Origin of the sequence: Pedobacter sp. KLB.chiD, from assembly GCF_047040275.1 — a bacterium.
Taxonomy (GTDB): Bacteria; Bacteroidota; Bacteroidia; order Sphingobacteriales; family Sphingobacteriaceae; genus Pedobacter.
The window spans coordinates 2,187,143-2,205,877 of sequence record NZ_CP178207.1; the positions used below are offsets into that span (position 1 = coordinate 2,187,143).

The 18,735-nt window shown below is 37.4% G+C and carries 19 protein-coding genes; 7 read left to right on the forward strand and 12 right to left on the reverse strand.

Annotated elements, in window-relative coordinates; translation table 11 throughout:
• Window positions 1–22: 22 nt before the first annotated feature.
• Together ACK1I8_RS08855 and ACK1I8_RS08860 are read right to left on the reverse strand one after the other, a co-directional pair.
• Window positions 23–1,039, reverse strand: coding sequence for a S66 peptidase family protein (locus ACK1I8_RS08855; protein ID WP_412468969.1), 1,017 nt, complete (start codon window positions 1,037–1,039; stop codon window positions 23–25).
• Between the two features lie 673 nt (window positions 1,040–1,712).
• Window positions 1,713–1,874: a hypothetical protein gene (locus tag ACK1I8_RS08860; RefSeq protein ID WP_412468970.1), complete on the reverse strand. Its 162-nt coding sequence runs from the start codon at window positions 1,872–1,874 to the stop codon at window positions 1,713–1,715.
• Between the two features lie 312 nt (window positions 1,875–2,186).
• Between ACK1I8_RS08860 and ACK1I8_RS08865 the strand changes: the two genes are divergently transcribed.
• Window positions 2,187–3,485, forward strand: coding sequence for a DEAD/DEAH box helicase (locus tag ACK1I8_RS08865; RefSeq protein WP_412468971.1), 1,299 nt, complete (start codon window positions 2,187–2,189; stop codon window positions 3,483–3,485).
• 142 nt (window positions 3,486–3,627) lie between these two features.
• Here ACK1I8_RS08865 and ACK1I8_RS08870 read toward each other — a convergent pair whose 3' ends face one another.
• From ACK1I8_RS08870 to ACK1I8_RS08880, 3 genes are all read right to left on the reverse strand, one after another.
• Window positions 3,628–4,911 (reverse strand): OmpA family protein, encoded by a 1,284-nt coding sequence (locus tag ACK1I8_RS08870; protein WP_412468972.1) that lies wholly within the window; start codon window positions 4,909–4,911, stop codon window positions 3,628–3,630.
• Window positions 4,912–5,294: 383 nt separating this feature from the next.
• Window positions 5,295–5,825, reverse strand: a complete 531-nt coding sequence (locus ACK1I8_RS08875) for an RNA methyltransferase (RefSeq protein WP_412468973.1) — start codon at window positions 5,823–5,825, stop codon at window positions 5,295–5,297.
• A gap of 96 nt (window positions 5,826–5,921) precedes the next feature.
• Window positions 5,922–7,073, reverse strand: a complete 1,152-nt coding sequence (locus ACK1I8_RS08880) for a galactokinase (protein WP_412468974.1) — start codon at window positions 7,071–7,073, stop codon at window positions 5,922–5,924.
• A 76-nt stretch (window positions 7,074–7,149) separates the two neighbouring features.
• On the opposite strand from ACK1I8_RS08880, the gene ACK1I8_RS08885 reads away from it, so the two are divergent.
• The gene (locus ACK1I8_RS08885; RefSeq protein ID WP_412468975.1) at window positions 7,150–8,199 is read left to right on the forward strand and encodes an aldose epimerase family protein; all 1,050 of its coding nucleotides are present in this window, start codon (window positions 7,150–7,152) and stop codon (window positions 8,197–8,199) included.
• Between the two features lie 3 nt (window positions 8,200–8,202).
• The gene (locus ACK1I8_RS08890) at window positions 8,203–8,598 is read left to right on the forward strand and encodes a DUF1398 domain-containing protein (RefSeq protein ID WP_412468976.1); all 396 of its coding nucleotides are present in this window, start codon (window positions 8,203–8,205) and stop codon (window positions 8,596–8,598) included.
• 203 nt (window positions 8,599–8,801) lie between these two features.
• On the opposite strand, the gene ACK1I8_RS08895 is transcribed toward ACK1I8_RS08890, so the two are convergent.
• From ACK1I8_RS08895 to ribD, 4 genes are all read right to left on the reverse strand, one after another.
• Window positions 8,802–9,662 (reverse strand): nucleoside phosphorylase, encoded by an 861-nt coding sequence (locus ACK1I8_RS08895; RefSeq protein WP_412468977.1) that lies wholly within the window; start codon window positions 9,660–9,662, stop codon window positions 8,802–8,804.
• A gap of 144 nt (window positions 9,663–9,806) precedes the next feature.
• Window positions 9,807–10,421 (reverse strand): IMPACT family protein, encoded by a 615-nt coding sequence (locus ACK1I8_RS08900; protein ID WP_412468978.1) that lies wholly within the window; start codon window positions 10,419–10,421, stop codon window positions 9,807–9,809.
• Window positions 10,408–11,277, reverse strand: a complete 870-nt coding sequence (locus tag ACK1I8_RS08905) for an EamA/RhaT family transporter (RefSeq protein ID WP_412468979.1) — start codon at window positions 11,275–11,277, stop codon at window positions 10,408–10,410. The genes ACK1I8_RS08900 and ACK1I8_RS08905 overlap by 14 nt, the downstream gene beginning before the upstream one ends.
• On the reverse strand, window positions 11,278–12,330 hold the full coding sequence (gene ribD, locus ACK1I8_RS08910) for a bifunctional diaminohydroxyphosphoribosylaminopyrimidine deaminase/5-amino-6-(5-phosphoribosylamino)uracil reductase RibD (protein ID WP_412468980.1): 1,053 nt from the start codon (window positions 12,328–12,330) through the stop codon (window positions 11,278–11,280).
• Window positions 12,331–12,410: 80 nt separating this feature from the next.
• Between ribD and prmC the strand changes: the two genes are divergently transcribed.
• On the forward strand, window positions 12,411–13,283 hold the full coding sequence (gene prmC, locus ACK1I8_RS08915; protein WP_412468981.1) for a peptide chain release factor N(5)-glutamine methyltransferase: 873 nt from the start codon (window positions 12,411–12,413) through the stop codon (window positions 13,281–13,283).
• A 141-nt stretch (window positions 13,284–13,424) separates the two neighbouring features.
• On the opposite strand, the gene xerD is transcribed toward prmC, so the two are convergent.
• Window positions 13,425–14,324, reverse strand: coding sequence for a site-specific tyrosine recombinase XerD (gene xerD / locus ACK1I8_RS08920; RefSeq protein WP_412468982.1), 900 nt, complete (start codon window positions 14,322–14,324; stop codon window positions 13,425–13,427).
• 49 nt (window positions 14,325–14,373) lie between these two features.
• On the opposite strand from xerD, the gene aroQ reads away from it, so the two are divergent.
• Window positions 14,374–14,790 carry a type II 3-dehydroquinate dehydratase gene (aroQ, locus tag ACK1I8_RS08925; RefSeq protein ID WP_412469360.1) on the forward strand — a complete coding sequence of 139 codons (417 nt, stop codon included), beginning with the start codon at window positions 14,374–14,376 and terminating at the stop codon, window positions 14,788–14,790.
• A gap of 176 nt (window positions 14,791–14,966) precedes the next feature.
• Here the strand turns inward: aroQ and ACK1I8_RS08930 are convergent, their stop codons facing one another.
• Both ACK1I8_RS08930 and ACK1I8_RS08935 read right to left on the reverse strand, forming a co-directional pair.
• Window positions 14,967–15,980, reverse strand: a complete 1,014-nt coding sequence (locus ACK1I8_RS08930; protein WP_412468983.1) for a glycosyltransferase family 2 protein — start codon at window positions 15,978–15,980, stop codon at window positions 14,967–14,969.
• A 5-nt stretch (window positions 15,981–15,985) separates the two neighbouring features.
• Window positions 15,986–16,858, reverse strand: coding sequence for a lysophospholipid acyltransferase family protein (locus ACK1I8_RS08935; protein WP_412468984.1), 873 nt, complete (start codon window positions 16,856–16,858; stop codon window positions 15,986–15,988).
• Window positions 16,859–16,897: 39 nt separating this feature from the next.
• On the opposite strand from ACK1I8_RS08935, the gene ACK1I8_RS08940 reads away from it, so the two are divergent.
• Together ACK1I8_RS08940 and corA are read left to right on the forward strand one after the other, a co-directional pair.
• A complete protein-coding gene (locus ACK1I8_RS08940) occupies window positions 16,898–17,509 on the forward strand; it encodes a WbqC family protein (RefSeq protein ID WP_412468985.1) in 612 nt (203 codons plus the stop codon).
• A 4-nt stretch (window positions 17,510–17,513) separates the two neighbouring features.
• Window positions 17,514–18,635 (forward strand): magnesium/cobalt transporter CorA, encoded by a 1,122-nt coding sequence (gene corA, locus ACK1I8_RS08945; protein ID WP_412468986.1) that lies wholly within the window; start codon window positions 17,514–17,516, stop codon window positions 18,633–18,635.
• The last annotated feature ends 100 nt before the right edge of the window (window positions 18,636–18,735 follow it).

Sequence of the window (18,735 nt, forward strand, 5' to 3'; positions counted from 1 at the left end):
ACTTAGCAGTACGATAATACGATTAAATCGTTCTCAATGCCGAGCCATTTTCGTTTACCATAAAAGCATGCTTCACACCGCATTTCAGCGCAAAATTATTCCGCTGGTGCCCCACAGGAAAATCAAATGCAACAGGATAGTTGTATTCTTTTACTTTTTCAAGTACAATATCATAAATATTTTTGCCAAACTCTTCGCCGGCATCATCGGGTTTTACTTTAAAACCACCCACAATGAGTCCTTTGAGGCGCTTAAGCTTGCCACTACGTTTTAAATTCCACAACATTCTATCGATGCTGTACAGGTACTCGCCGGTATCTTCAACAAATAAAATTTTATCTTTGGTATCCAAATCCGATGGGCTGCCGGCAAGTGTTTCTATAATACTCAGGTTACCGCCAACCAATATCGCATCCGTTTTCCCATAGCGGTTATTGCTGTTTATCGGAGCAGTATAACCCAATTCTTCGCCAATCAAAGCATTTTTTATCGAGAGGATCGTCTCTACCTGTATAGGCTCAGCTTTGGCCCAATCATCAGGAAAGCTATTGCACATTTTAGAATGTAAGGAGGCAATGCCAAAATTTGCGGCCAGGTGACAATGCAGCACAGTGATATCGCTAAAGCCAATAATCCATTTGGGATTTCTTTTAAAAGCCGAAAAATCAAGCTTATCAATAATGCGTACAAAACCATAACCACCACGAGCACACATAATGGCTTTGATACCCGGATCATTCAGCATTTGCTGAAAATCAGCCAACCGTTCTTCATCCGTTCCACCATAAGTAAAATCGCGTTTACCAATGGTTTCGCCAATTTTTATATTAAAACCCCAACTTTCCATTTGCAGAACTGATGGTTGGATCTGTTCTGATGTAATGTATCCGGCAGGACTACTAATTCCAATGGTATCGCCAGGTTTTAAATAGGGGGGGATTTTAAAAGCTAAACTTTCATTTTCAATTGCTAGAGTTTTAAGCGCCGGAAGCATAGTGGTGGCCGCAATAAACGAAGAAAGGAAATGTTTTCTATTCATCTAAAATGGGGTAGTGGAATTGGTATGGCTAATATAGGATTTAAAATTATGGCATAAAAGAAAAGGGATTTATATCCATAAATCCCTTTTTAAACCAAACAAATTAATCTGTAAAAGATTAGTATAATGTGAATTATATAAACAACCACATTCGAAATAAAATGTTTTGAGATTTTAAAAATATTTATCGTGTCGGACTCCGCGAAGAACCTATTTAATTATTGATATTTTGTAGGTTTAACAGTTTGATTGCTTATAAAACCATTTTAACCACTACACTTGCCTGATAGCCCTAATGGAAACGGCAATCCTTTTTGGTTTCTCTTTATTTCATCTTTGGAAAGCTTGCCAAAAAGATTAGCGTGTACAGCAGGACCAAACCTTCGCTATAGCCACTGAAACTGCGCTTCCAAAACAACCAAAAAATTACGCTAATTTTTATGGAAATCCTTTACTGTGTCAAGGATAACAGCATGTAATTAAAAAGTAAGGCTATCCATCGCGGATAGCCTTTGCTAACAACAAAACAAATATAAGATAACCAAATCTTGCCTGATTGAGCAGAATCAGGATAAAGTGCTATGAGATACACTTTGCGGCATCGTAATGGATTCGAACCATTGTAATGAGTTTATGAAACCCCAACCTTCCAATCGGTCAACTTGCCGTGTTTTTATAATTGCTTCAGCGTTAAATAATCTCTCCGCTCCAAAATCTGTTCTTTATTTAAGCTATCTTCATGTTTTGCAACTGTCAATGCCTCAGCTTCTATTTGCAGAGGATCAATTAGTTTAGGATATTCGTCTATAGCCGGGCATTGAAAATAAGTCGACATGATTTTTAATATTAATCGTTCAACAGATGTAACACTTAGATTTAGACAAATATATAAATAAGTATATAATATCTATAGATTTAGTAGTATTTTAGATCTAAAAAAACATAAAATACTCATTTACAGCTGAATAAATTTATTTTTGTGCACTATACCATAAATAAAACCTATTGATTAAAGTATCCGCCTTTTCTTAAATAATACGGCTATAAATAATATTACATACGAACACTTTTACATGCCTTCAAATTCAATTTCAGAAAAGCTAATTATTTTAAGGATATTTGCAGTTCAAACATTAAAATAGTAATCGTGTCTTTAGATAAATTAAAACTGAGCAAGCCACTTGTAGCGGCCATGACTGATGCAGGATTTTTAACGCCAAAAGAGATCCAAAGCAGGACAATGTCGCGTATTTTAGGTGGACAGGATGTGATAGCGGTGGGACCAGAGGGTTCAGGAAAAACAACTACTTATGTTTTAGCTACTTTAATGAAGTTAAAATACGCCTTTGAGGAAGCGCCGAGAGCATTGATTTTAGTACCGGATATTGAGCATGTAGACCATGTTTTGGCGCAGTTTAAACTATTGAACCGCAACAGTACTTTCAGAATTTTAGGAATTGACAGTCGGGGCGCCATTGAAACGCAGATGAATGAGGTTACTGATGGTTGCGATATTATTGTTGCCGTACCCGATCGCGCCCGCGCATTGTATTTAAAGCTAGCGCTGAATACCAATAAAATACAACTATTTATCGTAGATAATGCTGAGCTTATAGTGAAAAAGGGATTGCAATTACCTGTGGTAGAATTAGCGAACAGCGCCTACAAATCTCAACATGTAGTATTTACAGAGGTACTGCACGATAAACTTAAACACATGATAGCCCCATTCATGAAAGATTCTGCTGCAACCATTGAGGTAGATGAGATAGGTGAAAAGCAGGCAGAAGTTTACAAGCAAATGCTTTATCAGGTACCGAATTTCAGGACAAAGCTAAATTTATTAACCTTATTATTGGATGATGCTGAAGTTTTTGATAAAGTTGTCGTTTTCGTCAATACACGTTTAACCGCACAAACCGTTTATAAAAACTTTAACCGGCACAGGGAAGGTGAGATTAGCATTTACCGCCCCTTGTTTTTTGATGATAAGGGATATGATCATATTGATGACTTTAAAGACCATTCAGAAGCCAGAATTTTAATCGTAGCCAATGAGAATTCAGGCGAAATCAATATTGAAGGGATTCCCTTTATTTTTCACTTCGAATTGCCGGAACAAAAAGAAACTTTAATTCAACGTATTGTAAAACATGGCAATGAAGATGTCGTAGCCATCACTTTTTCTACCGATATTGAATTGATTGAAGTAAAAAAAATTGAGCAGGCTATTGGCCAGAAATTGGAGATCATGGAGTTGCCTGAAAGTTTGAAAGTGGTTGAAGCTGCTGATAAACCAAAGAAAAAGAAAGGTATTGAAGACGATGAATCTTCTGAACGTGGTGCTGCATTTCACGAAAAGAAAGCCAGCAACCTAAAAAATTACAATTATAGTGCAGGTACAAAAGCCAAAATGACGTATAAGAATAAAAAAGGATTGTCTTAATTATGGGGCGTCACCTTGAACTTGTTCCAAGGCCTATTCTGCTAATGAAGATCCTGAAACAAGTTCAGGATGAAGATTTCTAATATAAAAAAGCTCCTCAGAAATTAATCTGAGAAGCTTTTTATTTAACTGTTATTTACGATTAATATAAAGTAAACTCTACACGACGGTTTTGTTGACGGCCAGCTGCAGTTTTGTTTGTTGCAATTGGTTGGTCAGGTCCGTAACCTGTAGCTTCAATTCTAGAGGCATTTGCACCTTGAGATACTAAATAAGCTTTTACTGATTCAGCTCTTTCTTTTGATAAACGTAAGTTTAACTCTCTGCCACCAGTGTTATCAGTATGACCAGCTAATTTCAAGCTAAAGTTTTTCTCTATCAATAATGCAGCAACACGGTTTAAAGTAGCATATGATTTAGAACGGATTGTTGATTTACCTAAATCGAATTCTAAGTTAGATATTGCATCTTTAACCACTTTACGGTCTTCTTCAGTAATTACTTTAGTTTCTTTAATGATTTCGCGTTGAACTTTGATTGGACAACCAGAACCATCAACAACAGTACCTGATGGCGTTCCTGGGCATTTATCAAATTTGTTTGCTACGCCGTCATTATCATCGTCAGCTAAATCTTTAGCATATTGTTCTCTATCACGTTGTGCATTTTGTTCAGCTGTTGATAACGCTCTTCTTAACTCAGCACTTTCTTCAGCACTTTGCTTGCGTAAATCGGCAACAGCGCTGTAGTTTTGTAACTGAGAATTTTCTTTGTTACCTAAAGCAAACTCTAAACCTGCATGCGCATAAGAGAATCTGCTTTCGTTGTAAGCACTTTTAACCGTTGGAGACGATTTGATGAAATTGATGTCGTAACCTAAATCGATGTTAATTCCTTTAGCTACACCAAGTTTAAATCCAACACCGGTAGGAATAAACCATCCTTCTCTATCAGTAAAGGCTTGTGTTGAGGCAACTTCAGAATCAGAAGACATATAACCAGCACCCGCTTTAACATAAGGAATTAAAACGGCATTCTCCGTATTCAGACTGAAGTTGGCAATATTTAAAACAGCTGTTAATGAACCTGACCAATTGATGCTATTTTTTTGTTCGATGGTACTGGTTTGGTTTAGGGTTTTAATCTCACCGCGTAAAAAATCAGCCTGTAAACCTAATGCAGGTAAAATCTGTTTTTTAACAAAAGCACCATATCCAATACTTTTAAACTCTTCAGCTTTAACGCTTCCGCCGCCTAAAAATGTGTTTTGACTAAGAATACCTCCATGGGCACCAATACTCCATGTTCTTAATGATTGTTTTCCAAATCTGCCAGAAGGCGGAGTCGGTACTTCCTGTGCAAATAATTGTGATGATAATCCTAATAAGGCAACCAACATTGTTGATTTAGTAATTCTCCTATTCATGTTTTCTATTTTTAAATAATTAGAGTCTTAACAGTTTTTTAATCATACTGTTTGAACGTGATTTAGAAAAAATCCTGCCAAAGACATTATTTAACACACAATTAACATATTATCAGGTGATTAACACGTTAAATTTATTTCACAAAAAAGTTACGTAATGTTAGCTACACCGTATTTAACTGTACACAATAGTATACACCAAGAGTTTAAGACTGAGATTTATCCCATAAAATTTTATTAAATAATAGTTTATGAACTGTCTAGCTAACCTCTGTTCATGCACCGGGACTGCGCAAAATATTTTATAAAATTAATCCAACATTTGATGTAATGAATACGAATAGATGCCGGATCAATAAAGCAAACTAAATGAAATTAGGATATCACAATCTCAATTTAGCAAAGAAATCCCAAAATACAATCCCGGCAGAAATGACGATGTTAAAAGAATGTTTGGTGCCGAACTGTGGAATTTCGATACATTCATCAATTTTAGCCATTACCTCTTCGCTTACACCATCAACCTCATTTCCGAATATCAAAGCATATTTTTTATTGGGATCGGGATTAAAAGTATTCAGCATGGTGCTGTGTTCGGCCTGCTCAATGGCCACTATTTCATATCCCAGGTTACGCAGGGTATCAACAGCTTGCAGTGTATCAGTATAATGAATCCAATCAACCGATTGCGTGGCGCCTAGAGCTGTTTTCTCAATTTCACGGTGGGGAGGCTGTGCGGTAATGCCGCAGAGAATTACTTTCTCCAACGCAAAACCATCAGCAGTACGGAATATAGATCCCACATTGTGCATGCTGCGAACATTATCCAAAACTACCACAACCGGTAATTTTTCCTGTGTTTTAAATGTTTCAATATCCGGACGGTTTAATTCGTCTAATTTTAATTTTCTCATTATTTTTTAAAATGATTTCACAGATGGAAGGATTACACAGATTGGATGTAATATCGAATCTGTATTTACATGTTATGCATCTTGTGGCAATTGTTTTTATAAAATGGATGGTCCGTCACCAATTTCACTGATGTAAATTGCAGCTGAATAACCTATTCTTTCGAGATAATAACCAGTTAAGTGTTTAGCAAAATCTTCTTCGTAACCTTTCTCTAACAAAGCAATGGCACAGCCGCCAAACCCCGCACCCGTCATACGGGCACCAATTACATGCTGATAACCTGAACAAAAATCTACTACTGTATCTAATTCTTTTCCGCTTACTTCATATAACGTTCGCAAAGACTGATGTGAAGCATACATCAATCGACCAAATGTTATTAAATCTCCTCCATTTAATGCTTTGGATGCTAAGTGGACACGATCATTCTCCTTAATCACATGTGTAGCCCGATTTAATATGGTTTCATCTTTGATTAAATGACTATGCAGGGCAAACTTCTCTGCATTAAGTTCGCAAAGATAGTTAAGCGTAATTTCCTGGTTTAATAGTCCCAGGGCGGTTTGGCATTCTTCAACACGCTCATTGTATTTTGAATCTGCCAGTTCGCGGGGTTTGTTGGTATTAATGATGGCCAGAACATAATTACCCAGATTTACATCAACCATTTTATATTTTAAGGTCTCACAATCTAAAACAATGGCTTTGTCTTTTTCACCGAAAGTAACCGCGAACTGATCCATGATACCCGAATTTAAGCCGATAAAATCATTCTCAACGCGTTTGGCAATTTTAACAAGCGCTAATTTATCGTAACCCAGGTTATAATAGGTGTTCAGCGCATAAGCGGTAGCAATTTCTATAGAAGCTGAAGAAGAAAGTCCGGATCCGATTGGGATATTTCCATAAAAGAGAAAATCTAAGCCGTTAATTTCCTTACCATCTTTTATAAATTCATTAATCACACCAATCGGATAATTCGCCCAGATCGTACCATCTTTTTCGTTTACCGTGTTGCTATTTATAGCTGTTTCAATATCAAAATTTAAACTTTTAAATCTGAATTGACCACGGTTGTTTGGGGCAATGGCTACCCAGGTTCCTAATGAGATAGCACAGGGCATAACCAAACCGCCATTGTAATCTATGTGTTCTCCAATCAGGTTGACCCGCCCAGGTGTGAAATAAACAGCTTCGGCGTTTTTATGGTATTGCTCGGCAAATTTTTCCTGTAGGTTAATGTTCATTGGGCTAAATTATGTTTATAAAAAGCATTAATAATGGTATGTTTGCTTTGAAAACAAAAGCCCTAAGTTACAATTTATGAGCGTTCAGCAAATACCCACCGGAAAAATTATTGATGGCGAAGAAGTTACCGCAATCGAACTTACCAATAGCAAAGGTACTTACGTCAAAATATTCAATTATGGCGCCATCATCAATCAATTTATAGTTACAAATGCCAAAGGTGAAAAGCAGGATATCGTTCTGGGCTTCGATACATTTGATGAATATCTCAACCCGGCTTATTTAACTAACTACCCTTATCTGGGCGCTATCATTGGCCGATATGCCAATCGCATCAAAGATGGAAGATTTAGTATTGACGGGGAAACTTATCAATTGGCACGAAATGCGGGTAGTAATACGCTACATGGCGGTTTTGTAGGTTTTGATAAAAAAGTTTGGGATATTGTTGAAATCAATGATGGTCCCCAACCTTCGGTTACCTTGCAATATGAAAGTGTGGATGGCGAAGAAAATTTTCCTGGAAACCTGATTGTTGATTTAACTTTCGAACTCACCGAAAATGATGAGTTGATTTTAAGTTATGAAGCAGAAACAGATCAAGCTACCGCCATAAATTTAACACATCATGGTTATTTTAACCTGGCTCCCGGTGGTGGAAATATCAAAAACCATTTACAACAGATTTTTGCTTCACATTATCTGGAGCAGGATGATAATTATTCAGTAACAGGCAAACTAATTCCTGTTGAGCATACCCCTTTGGATTTTACCAAACCTAAAGCAATAGGACAGGACTGGAATAAAGATGAAGGTTATGATCAGACTTTTGTTCTGGATAAAATTTATGGCGATTTATCATTGGCCAGCAAAACAATTGAAGAGGAAAGCGGTTTAGTGCTAAGTGTTTATACTACCGAGCCGGTAGCTCATTTATATACAGCAAAATATTTAGAAGTAAAAAATGGAAAAGGGGGCAGGGATTATAATGGCTTTGATGCCTTTTGTATTGAAACACAACATCACCCAAATGCAGTGAATATCCCAACATTTCCAAGTACCATTTTAAGGCCGGAGGAGTTGTATACGCAAACCACCATTTACAAAATTTCATTAAATAAATAAGTTATGTTCACCATTGAAAATATACGGACTGCAGAAGCAAAAATTAAATCTGGTTCAGATTTTCCGCAATTTATAAAAGAAATAAAGGAACTGGGTGTGAAACGGAACGACGTTTACGTCAGCAACGGCTTGTCTGTTTATTTTGATGACGAGGATAATGCCCAGCAATTAAGTCCGCAGGAGTACCCGACTTTAGTGATCAATGAAGAATCATCGGCTGATAAATTGAAACATGCTTTGAAAATACACCAGCAAGGTGAAACTGATTATTTTTCTTTTTGTAAGCAGGCAGCAGATGCAGGAGTAGAAAAATGGGTTACAGACCTGGATGAGATGACCTGTACTTATTTAGATGCTGAAGGAAATGAATTAATAAAGGAGAAGATAAGAATCCTCTAAATATATTGGCCCGAGATTCCGGGCCTTTTTTATGATATTAAGCCCTATTATTGAAAATAGAACAATTATTTAACCACTTGTAACTTCCTCGCCAACATAATCTTAAACAGGAAAAACCCAAAATACATTCAGGATGACGGCCTATATTTATTAAACTTCCGTGTGAGCTGCTAAAAATAATATAAACTACAGGACTCCGATAACTAGATCCTTTCCAATACCATTTTTATAGCCTGTTCTACAATTTTATTGGGTTCGTTGCTGAATTCGAATTTTACCCTGCTGGCTAAAACAGCATTAATAGAGAGTGCTTTATGCCCTAAAATTTTGGCCAAAGCGTAAATCCCCGCTGTTTCCATTTCTAAATTGGTAATACGGTGCTGATTGCTCTTAAAATTGTTTATTAAGCCGATAAAATCTGGAACGGCATTTTTTGCCCTCACAATTCTACCTTGCGGGGCGTAAAACCCTGGTGCAGTAATGGTGATGCCATGAACCGTATCCCTGCCAATAGTATTTAACAGACCACCGTCCGCAGCAGTTAGGTAAGGATTGATGTTGTTGAGTTGACCAAAGTGTTTTTTAACCTCATCCAGCAACAGTTGTTCATCAGCAGACAGTTGCTGAAGATAATAACTCATTAAAGCATCCATTCCCAAACCATATGAGGAAGCCAAAATGGTTCCCATCGGAATATCTGGCTGGACAGCGCCTGAGGTACCCACCCGTATAATATTTAAAGAAGTAAGCGATTTTTTAATTTCACGTGTCTCAAAATCAATATTAACAAGTGCATCCAGCTCATTAAAAACGATATCGATGTTATCCGTTCCAATTCCTGTCGAAATTACAGTAACGCGCTTTTTGCCTAAATAGCCGGTGTGCGTAATAAATTCACGTTTTCCTTTTTTTAACTCTATGTGATCGAAATATTTACTTACCTCACCAACACGGTCGGGATCGCCAACAGTTATGATTGTTTCGGCAATATCTCCTGGTAAAAGATTGAGGTGGTATATACTCCCGTCAGGATTGATGATCAGATCGCTTTTTGATATTTTCATATTTGGTTTATATCGTCCTAACAGATTTGGCTGAAACAGATTTATTTCTGTTTACCCGATCTGCAGCTACTTATTAAATTTTTTTTACACGCTGTTTGTTCCCGCAGATTTGGCTGATTAATGCTGATCTAATGTCTGTGGAGATTAAATGGTATACAAATATTTCAATTTAACACCTTCAATCTTATCAAATTTACTCAAAACCTGATTGAGTTGTGCTTTTCTTACTTCAAACTTTAATATACAATTCATATCAAATTGCTGTTCCAGGATCTGCAGATTTTCTTCTTTGCTTAATTTCATTACATCATTCATCTGCAGGTATTCGAAATGGGCCTCATACACATCATTAACCGTTTTCCTGATAATCTTTGCAGCTTTAATGGCCTCGATACTAGCATTTTTATACGCGTTAATTAAACCAGGAACACCCAATAAAGTTCCGCCGAAATAACGTACCACGACAATTAATATATTAGTCAGATCTTCTGATAACAGGCAGTTCAGGATTGGCCTGCCAGCAGTACCAGATGGTTCGCCATCATCATTTATCCTGAAAACAGACCGATTAGGCGTTAAACGGTAGGCATAACAAAAATGATTGGCCTTGACATTTGCAGACCGCAGGCTCATGACAATTGGTTTTACTTCTTCCTCACTGCGAATGGGATAGGCATAAGCAATAAACTTGCTCCCCTTATCTCGAAAGATACCTTCTGAAGTACTTTCGATTGTTTGATAAGCATCATCGAACAGCATGTTGTGATAAGGTAATGAAGATAACGGCCGCAATAGCCAAAATTATACCTGCGTAATTTATTTTGCTCAACTTTTCTTTAAATACCATGACGCCAATAAAGGTGCCTGCAATAATTACCCCTAAGTTCATTGCTGCAAACACGGTAGATGGATTGTTTGCCAATACCTTGTGCGCTTTCATATAAAAAAGGATATTCCCAAAATTGAACAAGCCTAAAATAAATCCACAAACCACATTTATCAATTGTAGTTTTGTTTTGCCGGCCACCACCATGGCCATTACCAATAGTAATGAAACGATAAAAGCCAGACCAAAAACGATAAAAAGTGAGGTAGTATAAGGCAATTCTTTGTACAATGCAATCTGTTTAAAAAGTACATCAATAACGCCAAAACCAACAAACACCATAATGGGATAGAAGAGGCTTTCTTTCCCAGTCTTCTGATGATCTGATTTTCGGAGGAATGTTAAGATAATAGCGGCAAAACCTATTATAAGGCCAGCAATTTTCAGGTGGTTAAAACCTTCCTTAAAAATAAAATAAGCCGCCAGTATCGGAATAAATAGCGATAAACGTTGGGCGATGTCGGTTTTAACGATACCCAGTTTTTTTACCGATGCCGCAAGGAATAAAAATATGGAGGGCAAAAGTATAGCCAGCACAATATAAACAGACCATGGATCAGCAGAACTGATCAGGTTAACATCGGGTCTGAAAAACAGAAAACACAAACTTAAGGCGATAAAATAATTGACCGTGACGGCTTGAATAACACTAATCTGGTATCGTTTCGCCAGCTTTAATAAAACAGCTACCGTAACACTGCAGCAGATGCTTAAAATAATGTAAATCATTTATTTGATGTCGTTTAGATAGATAGATAGCTTGTCATTGCCAATTTGTACGGTTTGCTGTAGGTTTCCATTAATATTTGGAGAAGAAACTCCATCGATCCAACTGGTAGACGAAGTAAAGATACGTGCTTCATCCCACAAATTCGTCTTTAAAAATTGATTCAGAATATTGGCACCACCTTCAATAATAACCGATTGTATATCCATCAGGTAGAGCTGAAAAGCTATTTTTTGTGCCAGGTAGAAGTGCATATCTTCCATCTGGATATAATGGATATGATCAACTACATCGGTTTTAATTTCATTAAAAATGATGGTTTTGGCCTCAGTATTAAAAATGTGATTCGATAACGGCACCTGCAGGTTTTTATCAATCAGCAAACGGATAGGATTTTTACCCGGCCATTCGCGCGATGTTAACTGTGGATTATCCATTATAGCAGTCTGCTTACCGATCAGGATGGCATCTTCTTCGCTCCGCCATTGGTGAGCCAGACGTTTGGCCAGCGCGCCGCTGATCCACTTCTGGTGACCATCTGTTGTTGCAAAGTAGCCATTGGCAGTTTCGGCCCACTTCAAAATAATATATGGCCGCTGTTTTTGTATCCTGGTAAAAAATCTTCTGTTAAAGTAACGGCATTCGTCATCCAAAATCCCGCTTACCACTTCAATACCTGCATTTTTAAGTTTCGCTATACCTTTACCATCAACACCTGAAAAAGGATCTCTGTTGCCAATAACTACTTTTTTTAGACGATGTTTCACCAATAGATCAGCGCATGGAGGCGTTTTGCCAAAATGTGCACAGGGCTCCAGATTGACGTAAGCGGTAGCCTGTTGTAATAGATTTTCGGCCTCATTGCCATAAGCATCAAATACAGCTTTAACAGCATTGGGTTCTGCATGTGCCTTTCCATACTCCTGATGATAACCTTCGCCGATAACTTTATTGTCTGCAACAATCACACAGCCAACCATTGGATTAGGGCTAACATTTCCCGAAGCTAAAGCCGCCAGATCCAGACATCGATTGATATAAAATTCATCGCTCATTAGCGCAAAAGTAGTAAAAAAAGCTTCATGGACAGGTCAAAAGAATACGGTTATCATCTCAAATCAGTAATTTTGCCATTATGAAGATAGGAGAATTAGCGGCGCAATATATACTCGAACTTGGGCCTCTTTACGATGGTAATGAAGCAAAAACACTCTTTAATATGGCTGCCGAAAAGGTTTTAGCCATATCTTCAGGCAAGCTGATCATGCAAAAAGATCTTGATATCAGCTTTATCGATCTTCAAAAACTGTTAAGTATCCTAAACGATTTACAGATCGGAAAACCAATTCAGCATATTCTAGCAGAGGCCCATTTTTACGGCTTGGTTTTTAATGTAAATGAAAATGTGCTGATACCAAGGCCTGAAACAGAGGAATTGGTAGATTGGATCATATCAGTTTGCCATAAGCAGTTTTCAGCTGATAGTTCGGCATTGCCAGAAAAGCTGAGCATACTGGATATTGGAACCGGATCTGGCTGTATCCCCATAACGCTAAAAAAACACCTGCCAAACGCGGCAGTATCTACTTTGGATATTTCTGCTGAAGCTATTGCAGTTGCCAAACAAAATGCCAGTCAGATTGGCACTGAAATCAATTTTATAGAGGCCGATATTTTAACTTTTACATCTGAAGAAAAATTTGATGTTATTGTCAGTAATCCACCCTATATCAGAGATTTAGAGAAAGCAGATATGCATCACAATGTGTTGATGCATGAACCACACCTGGCATTATTTGTAAGCGACCAGAACCCATTGCTATTTTATAGCGCTATTGCAGATTTCGCAAAAACGAACTTAAAGCCCAAAGGGCAACTTTACTTTGAAATCAACGAATATCTGGGTAAAGAAACCATTGAAATGTTAACCGATAAAGGCTTTGTTAATATTGAGTTAAGACAAGATATGCAGGTAAAAGATAGAATGGTAAGGGCAGAGATCCGATGATAAAGAGATAATGGAGAATGTAAGATGGAATTGAATATCAATAATCCGTTTATACCACTGGGTTGTTCCGATTTTATTGGAATAGCTAATTGTAAAATCATCATTTTGAGAAGCGAAGCAATCTTATAACCATTCTTTCCACTAAGCCCGTGGATGAAACTGGGTAATTACTTCTCTCAAATAATCCCGATCAATGTGCGTATAAATTTCTGTAGTGGTAATGCTGGAGTGGCCTAACATTTCCTGTACCGCACGCAAATCAGCACCTCCTTCTATTAAATGCGTGGCAAAAGAATGTCTCAAAGTGTGCGGACTGATCGTCTTTTTTATTCCTGCGGAAATAGCGAGGCTTTTAATCAGGTTAAATATCGAAATGCGGGAAATTTTAGCGCCAAAACGGTTTAGAAATATAAAATCTTCGTGTCCTTTTTTAATATTTACATGTACACGGACTTCTTTAATATAGATATCGAGTAGTTTAAGGGCAACATTACCGATTGGTACCAAACGCTCTTTATTCCCTTTTCCAATTACCTTAATAAATTCGATCTTGTGGAACACGTTTGATATTCTCAGTTCGGTCAGTTCGGTTACGCGCAAACCGCAACCATATAAAACCTCCATAATGGCTTTATTACGCATCCCATCTGGCTTAGAAGCATCAATTGCTGCGATAAGTGCATTAATTTCATAAATATTCAAAGTATCGGGTATCTTTCTACTGAGTTTTGGCGCTTCCAATAGTGCTGTTGGATCGTCTGGAATCAAATCTTCGATCATTAAATAGGAAAAAAAGGCCTTTAATCCCGATATTACCCTGGCCTGCGTACTCGCTAGCATTCCAAGTTCGTTTAGCCATGAAATAAAGGATTTTAAATGGCTTATTGTAATTTCGGTTGGTTTGGGTTCGGCATTCAACGATTGAAAATACTGGATCAGTTTATTGATATCGTTCAGATAGGCATCAATAGAATTTCCGGATAATGACCGTTCCAGTTTTAAATACGATTTAAATCCTTTAATATATGATGACCAAAGCATGCTTTTATTTGAGATTTTTTATAACATTGCAACGTTACAACATTATATGATGAAAATACAAATTATTAACGGTCCAAACTTAAACTTGTTGGGTGTTCGTGAGCCATCTATCTATGGGAGTACCAGTATAGAAGATTATATTAAAGAATTAAAAACGTTTTATCCGAATATTGAAATCGAATATTACCAGAGTAATGTTGAAGGCGATATAATTAATAAACTACATGAGGTTGGTTTCAGTTACGATGGGATAGTATTAAATGCGGGCGGTTATACCCACACTTCCGTAGCCATTGCAGATGCCATAGCTGCAATTAAAACGGCGGTAGTTGAGGTGCATGTCTCTAATATTTATGCCCGTGAAGAATACCGCCATGTATCATTAACCGGAAAAAACTGTCAGGGCGTGTTAACCGGGTTTGGCATGAAAGGCTACCGCCTGGCGATTGAAAGTTTATTGGTATAATTTGATCATTTCACTGATCTTTCAGACGCTATACCTGCTAAGCCTCAAAAAATTCATTCCCCCGCAGGCGGGAACCACGAAGTGCTCAGCGAAGCTAATCTTAAAGCCTAAAGCATCGTGATTATATTTATGCACAAATTATGATGGCAATCGAGTTGCGAATCGCGATTCGCAACTTATTTTAACCTCGAAAAATATTGAATTTTCTTTATAAAGAATGCCCAAACGATACTGTTGTTGTACACTCCGGTATGCTTGGCATAATCTTTTTGAATTGCTTTACGCTTTTTGTTTGTTTTAAAAAACGATTTAACAAAATGCCAGTGGCCTTTGGTAACCGCCATCGTAAATTTTGGTTTTCCAGTCAGCAAGAAATGCCACCAGGCAATAAAATCAATAAACATTCGGATAATAATCCTAAAAATTGCATCACCTGCAGGAAGGTTTTTTTGCATGATGATGAGATTATTCCTGAAATTGAGGTAAGTTTTAAACGGATTTTCTGTTTGTAAAGTTCCACCGCCAACATGGTACACTTCAGCATCCGGACAATACATAATTTTATAATTCAGGTTTTTTAAGCGCCAGCAAAGATCTATTTCCTCCATGTGTGCAAAAAGATCGGCATCTAAACCTCCGGCTTCTACCCAGCAAGCACTTTTAATAAAAAATGCAGCTCCACTTGCCCAAAAAACTTCGGTTGCGTCGTTATATTGCCCCTCGTCAGATTCATATACATTGAACAGCCTTCCACGACAGAAAGGAAAGCAGTAAATATCCAGATACCCTCCGGCTGCACCCGCGTATTCGAATTGTTTTTTGTTTAACTGCCATTTAATTTTAGGTTGAGCCGCAGCAATACGCTTATCGCCTTCCATCAAATCGATCACCGGTTTTATCCAATTTGGCGTTACTTCTACATCAGAATTAAGCAGGATAAAATAATCCGCTTCAACACGTTCTAAAACCTTATTGTAGCCTCCGGCGAATCCATAATTCTGGTCGTTCCGTATAATTTTAATGGTAGGAAAGTTTCCCTGTAAAAACGAAACCGAATCGTCAGTAGAAGCATTATCGCCCACAACAATTTGCAGGTTGTCATATTCGGAAAGCAAAATTCCTGGTAAAAACTGCTTCAAATATGCTTTTCCATTCCAGTTTAAAATTACAACAGCTACAGATGGGTTCATTCTTTTTATTCGGGTTTAAATTTCCAGCGCTTATGGCTCCAGAGCCAATATTGCGGCTGTTCTTTTATAATATTCTCTAAAAACTTAAAATGCAGATCAGTAATCCCAAATTCGTGTATATTTTCCGGATTCAGGCACATAGGCAATACTTCTACATGGTAATAACCTTTTTTAACCACATTTACTTTGAAATAGTAGATCGGCCTTCTGGTCGATTTTGCAATTTTTTCTACCCCCAGAAGTGCGGCTGTGGGCTGATTTAAAAAATCAGTAAAATATTTGGTTTCTTCTTTTGTAGGTGATTGGTCGCTCGCAAAACATAATAACGTAGGTTCATTTTTATAAGCAGCAATTCCTCTTAAGGTTTGCCGCATAGCAATAAAAACATTCCCATATCTGGTCCGCATGCAATCAAACCAGGTTTCGAAAATTTTATTTTTGATGGGCTTAAAAATAACCAAGGTTTTGGCCGATATGCTTAATCCAAGCGCAAGGGTACCCAATTCCCAGTTTCCATAATGGCCGGTACAGGCCAATACGCTTTCTCCTGTTTTAAAGTGCTCCTCCAATTGTTCCAAGCCAGTAAACTTTACTCTCCTTAAAGCTTCGGTTTTAGAAATACTTGTTATTTTAATAATTTCAAAGATAAGTTCTGCCAGATATAAGAAGAATTTTTTCTCTATGGCCTTTATTTCCACAGTGGATTTTTCAGGAAAGGACTGCGTTAAATTTTGCCTGACGACTTTTTTTCGATAGCCAATTACGTAATAAAGCAGATAATATAGTAATCTTGCAAAAAAAAAGAGCAGGGGAAGGGGAAGCAGCGATAACAGGTACAAAAAAAATACGCCAACGTGCGCAATCCCTCTCTTAATCATTATTTTTAAAACGTTTCAGCTACAAACATAAATTTTCAAATGCAGAATACAGCTATACTTCCATTATTTTATCTTCCGCCGGTAGGTTATTTTAGTTTATTGCAAAAGCTGGGAGACGATTTTTTAATAGAGAAACATGAGCACTTAGCCAAGCAGACTTACCGTAACAGGGCCAGCATTTATTCGCCCAATGGCAAACTTGACATCACTGTTCCTGTAGTTAAAGGTTCTAAAACACATACCAAGATGAAAGATGTCCGGATCAGTTATGATTTTAACTGGCAACGGTTACATTGGTTAAGTTTAGAAAGCTGCTACCGCAGTTCTGCTTATTTCGAATTTTATGAAGATGAACTTTCTCATTTTTACACCAGGAAATTCGAATTTTTGTTTGATTACAACCTCGAGCTTTTAACATGGCTGAATAAAAAATTAAAATTAAATAAGCATTTTGAAGTAACAGCTGAATATATGGATGACATCCGGCAAGAATTAGACTTCCGATCGGCCATGAACCCTAAAAAACCGGAAGATATGGTAAACAATAAACCATATTATCAGGTTTTTGAAGATAAACATCAATTTTTACCCAACTTAAGTATTGTTGATCTGTTATTTAACCAGGGTCCGCAAGCCCGGCTATATTTATAACCATATGGGAAAAAGCAAGCCACGTAACCGCCATAAACACTATAAAGTTCCGGCTCCGGGAACCAGTCCGGGTTTGTATGCCATTGATGAAGATGCATTAAAGCCCCTTATTGTATTGCATACCTACAATGATAAGAGCTATAAAAAAACCGAACTGGAAAACATCAATAACATTGATAAACTGATCGAGAACAACGACCTCTTTTACTGGTTTGAGATTAAAGGCTTGGGTGATCCGAATATATTTGAAACGCTATATGCTAAACTCGATATCAGCAGGCTTGTACTGGAAGATATTACCAGTTCTTATCAGCGGCCTAAACTGGATGAATATGATAATGACAAATACATTTTTTCAGTAAGCAGGCATTTATATTTAAGTGATGACAATGTGCTTTGTAACGACCAGATTTCTTTCATCTTATCAGAACGGACACTAATCACCTTTCAGGAAACTTATGCAGATTGTTTCGAACCGGTAAGGAAACGACTAGAATTAGGAAAGGGGAACATCCGAATTGGCGGTAGCAGTTATTTAATGTACGCCATCATGGATGTGATTGTAGATAACTATTTTACGCTGTTGAATTTTTGGGGCGAAGAATTAGATGCAATTGAAGACCGCTTATACGATCATCCCGATAAAAGGATCATGTATGATACACAGGCCATTAAAAGATCTCTGATTACCATCAGAAAAGTGGCCTGGCCTGAAAGGGATAAATTAAATGATATTATCCGGACAGACAGCCCCCTGATATCTGAACTGGCCAAAACCTATATGAAAGATGCGTATGACCATTGCATCCAGATCATCGATTTTATCGAATCTTTAAAAGAGATTGCGTCGGCCAATATCGATATGAATTTATCGATCATCAGTAACCGCATGAATGAAATCATGAAGGTATTGACCATTATTTCATCAATATTTATCCCATTAACCTTTATAGCAGGAATCTACGGCATGAACTTCAGCAGGGAAGATCCGGCTACCGGAAAGATATTGAAGGATAATATGCCGGAATTGTATGCGGAGCATGGCTATTTATACACCTGGCTGGTGATGGCAGTGATTGCCATTATACAGGTGATTTATTTTTGGCGTAAAGGATGGTTTAAATAGATCTGGTGTCATCAACTTCTCTTAAGCTACGAATAATTCGAGCGATAGGATAAATAAAAAGATTAGAATAAATTTAAACGGGTTATAATTCAACTTTTAA

Bases quoted from the DNA above. Each gene is read 5' to 3' on its own strand.
- ribD (WP_412468980.1), bottom strand. From the start codon at position 12,330: ATGAGCGATGAATTTTATATCAATCGATGTCTGGATCTGGCGGCTTTA.
- ACK1I8_RS08895 (WP_412468977.1), bottom strand. From the start codon at position 9,662: ATGAAAATATCAAAAAGCGATCTGATCATCAATCCTGACGGGAGTATA.
- ACK1I8_RS08885 (WP_412468975.1), top strand. From the start codon at position 7,150: ATGAGCGTTCAGCAAATACCCACCGGAAAAATTATTGATGGCGAAGAA.
- ACK1I8_RS08880 (WP_412468974.1), bottom strand. From the start codon at position 7,073: ATGAACATTAACCTACAGGAAAAATTTGCCGAGCAATACCATAAAAAC.
- prmC (WP_412468981.1), top strand. From the start codon at position 12,411: ATGAAGATAGGAGAATTAGCGGCGCAATATATACTCGAACTTGGGCCT.
- ACK1I8_RS08870 (WP_412468972.1), bottom strand. From the start codon at position 4,911: ATGAATAGGAGAATTACTAAATCAACAATGTTGGTTGCCTTATTAGGA.
- ACK1I8_RS08875 (WP_412468973.1), bottom strand. From the start codon at position 5,825: ATGAGAAAATTAAAATTAGACGAATTAAACCGTCCGGATATTGAAACA.
- ACK1I8_RS08935 (WP_412468984.1), bottom strand. From the start codon at position 16,858: ATGATTAAGAGAGGGATTGCGCACGTTGGCGTATTTTTTTTGTACCTG.
- ACK1I8_RS08940 (WP_412468985.1), top strand. From the start codon at position 16,898: ATGCAGAATACAGCTATACTTCCATTATTTTATCTTCCGCCGGTAGGT.
- ACK1I8_RS08930 (WP_412468983.1), bottom strand. From the start codon at position 15,980: ATGAACCCATCTGTAGCTGTTGTAATTTTAAACTGGAATGGAAAAGCA.
- ACK1I8_RS08855 (WP_412468969.1), bottom strand. From the start codon at position 1,039: ATGAATAGAAAACATTTCCTTTCTTCGTTTATTGCGGCCACCACTATG.
- aroQ (WP_412469360.1), top strand. From the start codon at position 14,374: ATGAAAATACAAATTATTAACGGTCCAAACTTAAACTTGTTGGGTGTT.
- ACK1I8_RS08905 (WP_412468979.1), bottom strand. From the start codon at position 11,277: ATGATTTACATTATTTTAAGCATCTGCTGCAGTGTTACGGTAGCTGTT.
- corA (WP_412468986.1), top strand. From the start codon at position 17,514: ATGGGAAAAAGCAAGCCACGTAACCGCCATAAACACTATAAAGTTCCG.
- ACK1I8_RS08890 (WP_412468976.1), top strand. From the start codon at position 8,203: ATGTTCACCATTGAAAATATACGGACTGCAGAAGCAAAAATTAAATCT.
- xerD (WP_412468982.1), bottom strand. From the start codon at position 14,324: ATGCTTTGGTCATCATATATTAAAGGATTTAAATCGTATTTAAAACTG.
- ACK1I8_RS08900 (WP_412468978.1), bottom strand. From the start codon at position 10,421: ATGCTGTTCGATGATGCTTATCAAACAATCGAAAGTACTTCAGAAGGT.
- ACK1I8_RS08860 (WP_412468970.1), bottom strand. From the start codon at position 1,874: ATGTCGACTTATTTTCAATGCCCGGCTATAGACGAATATCCTAAACTA.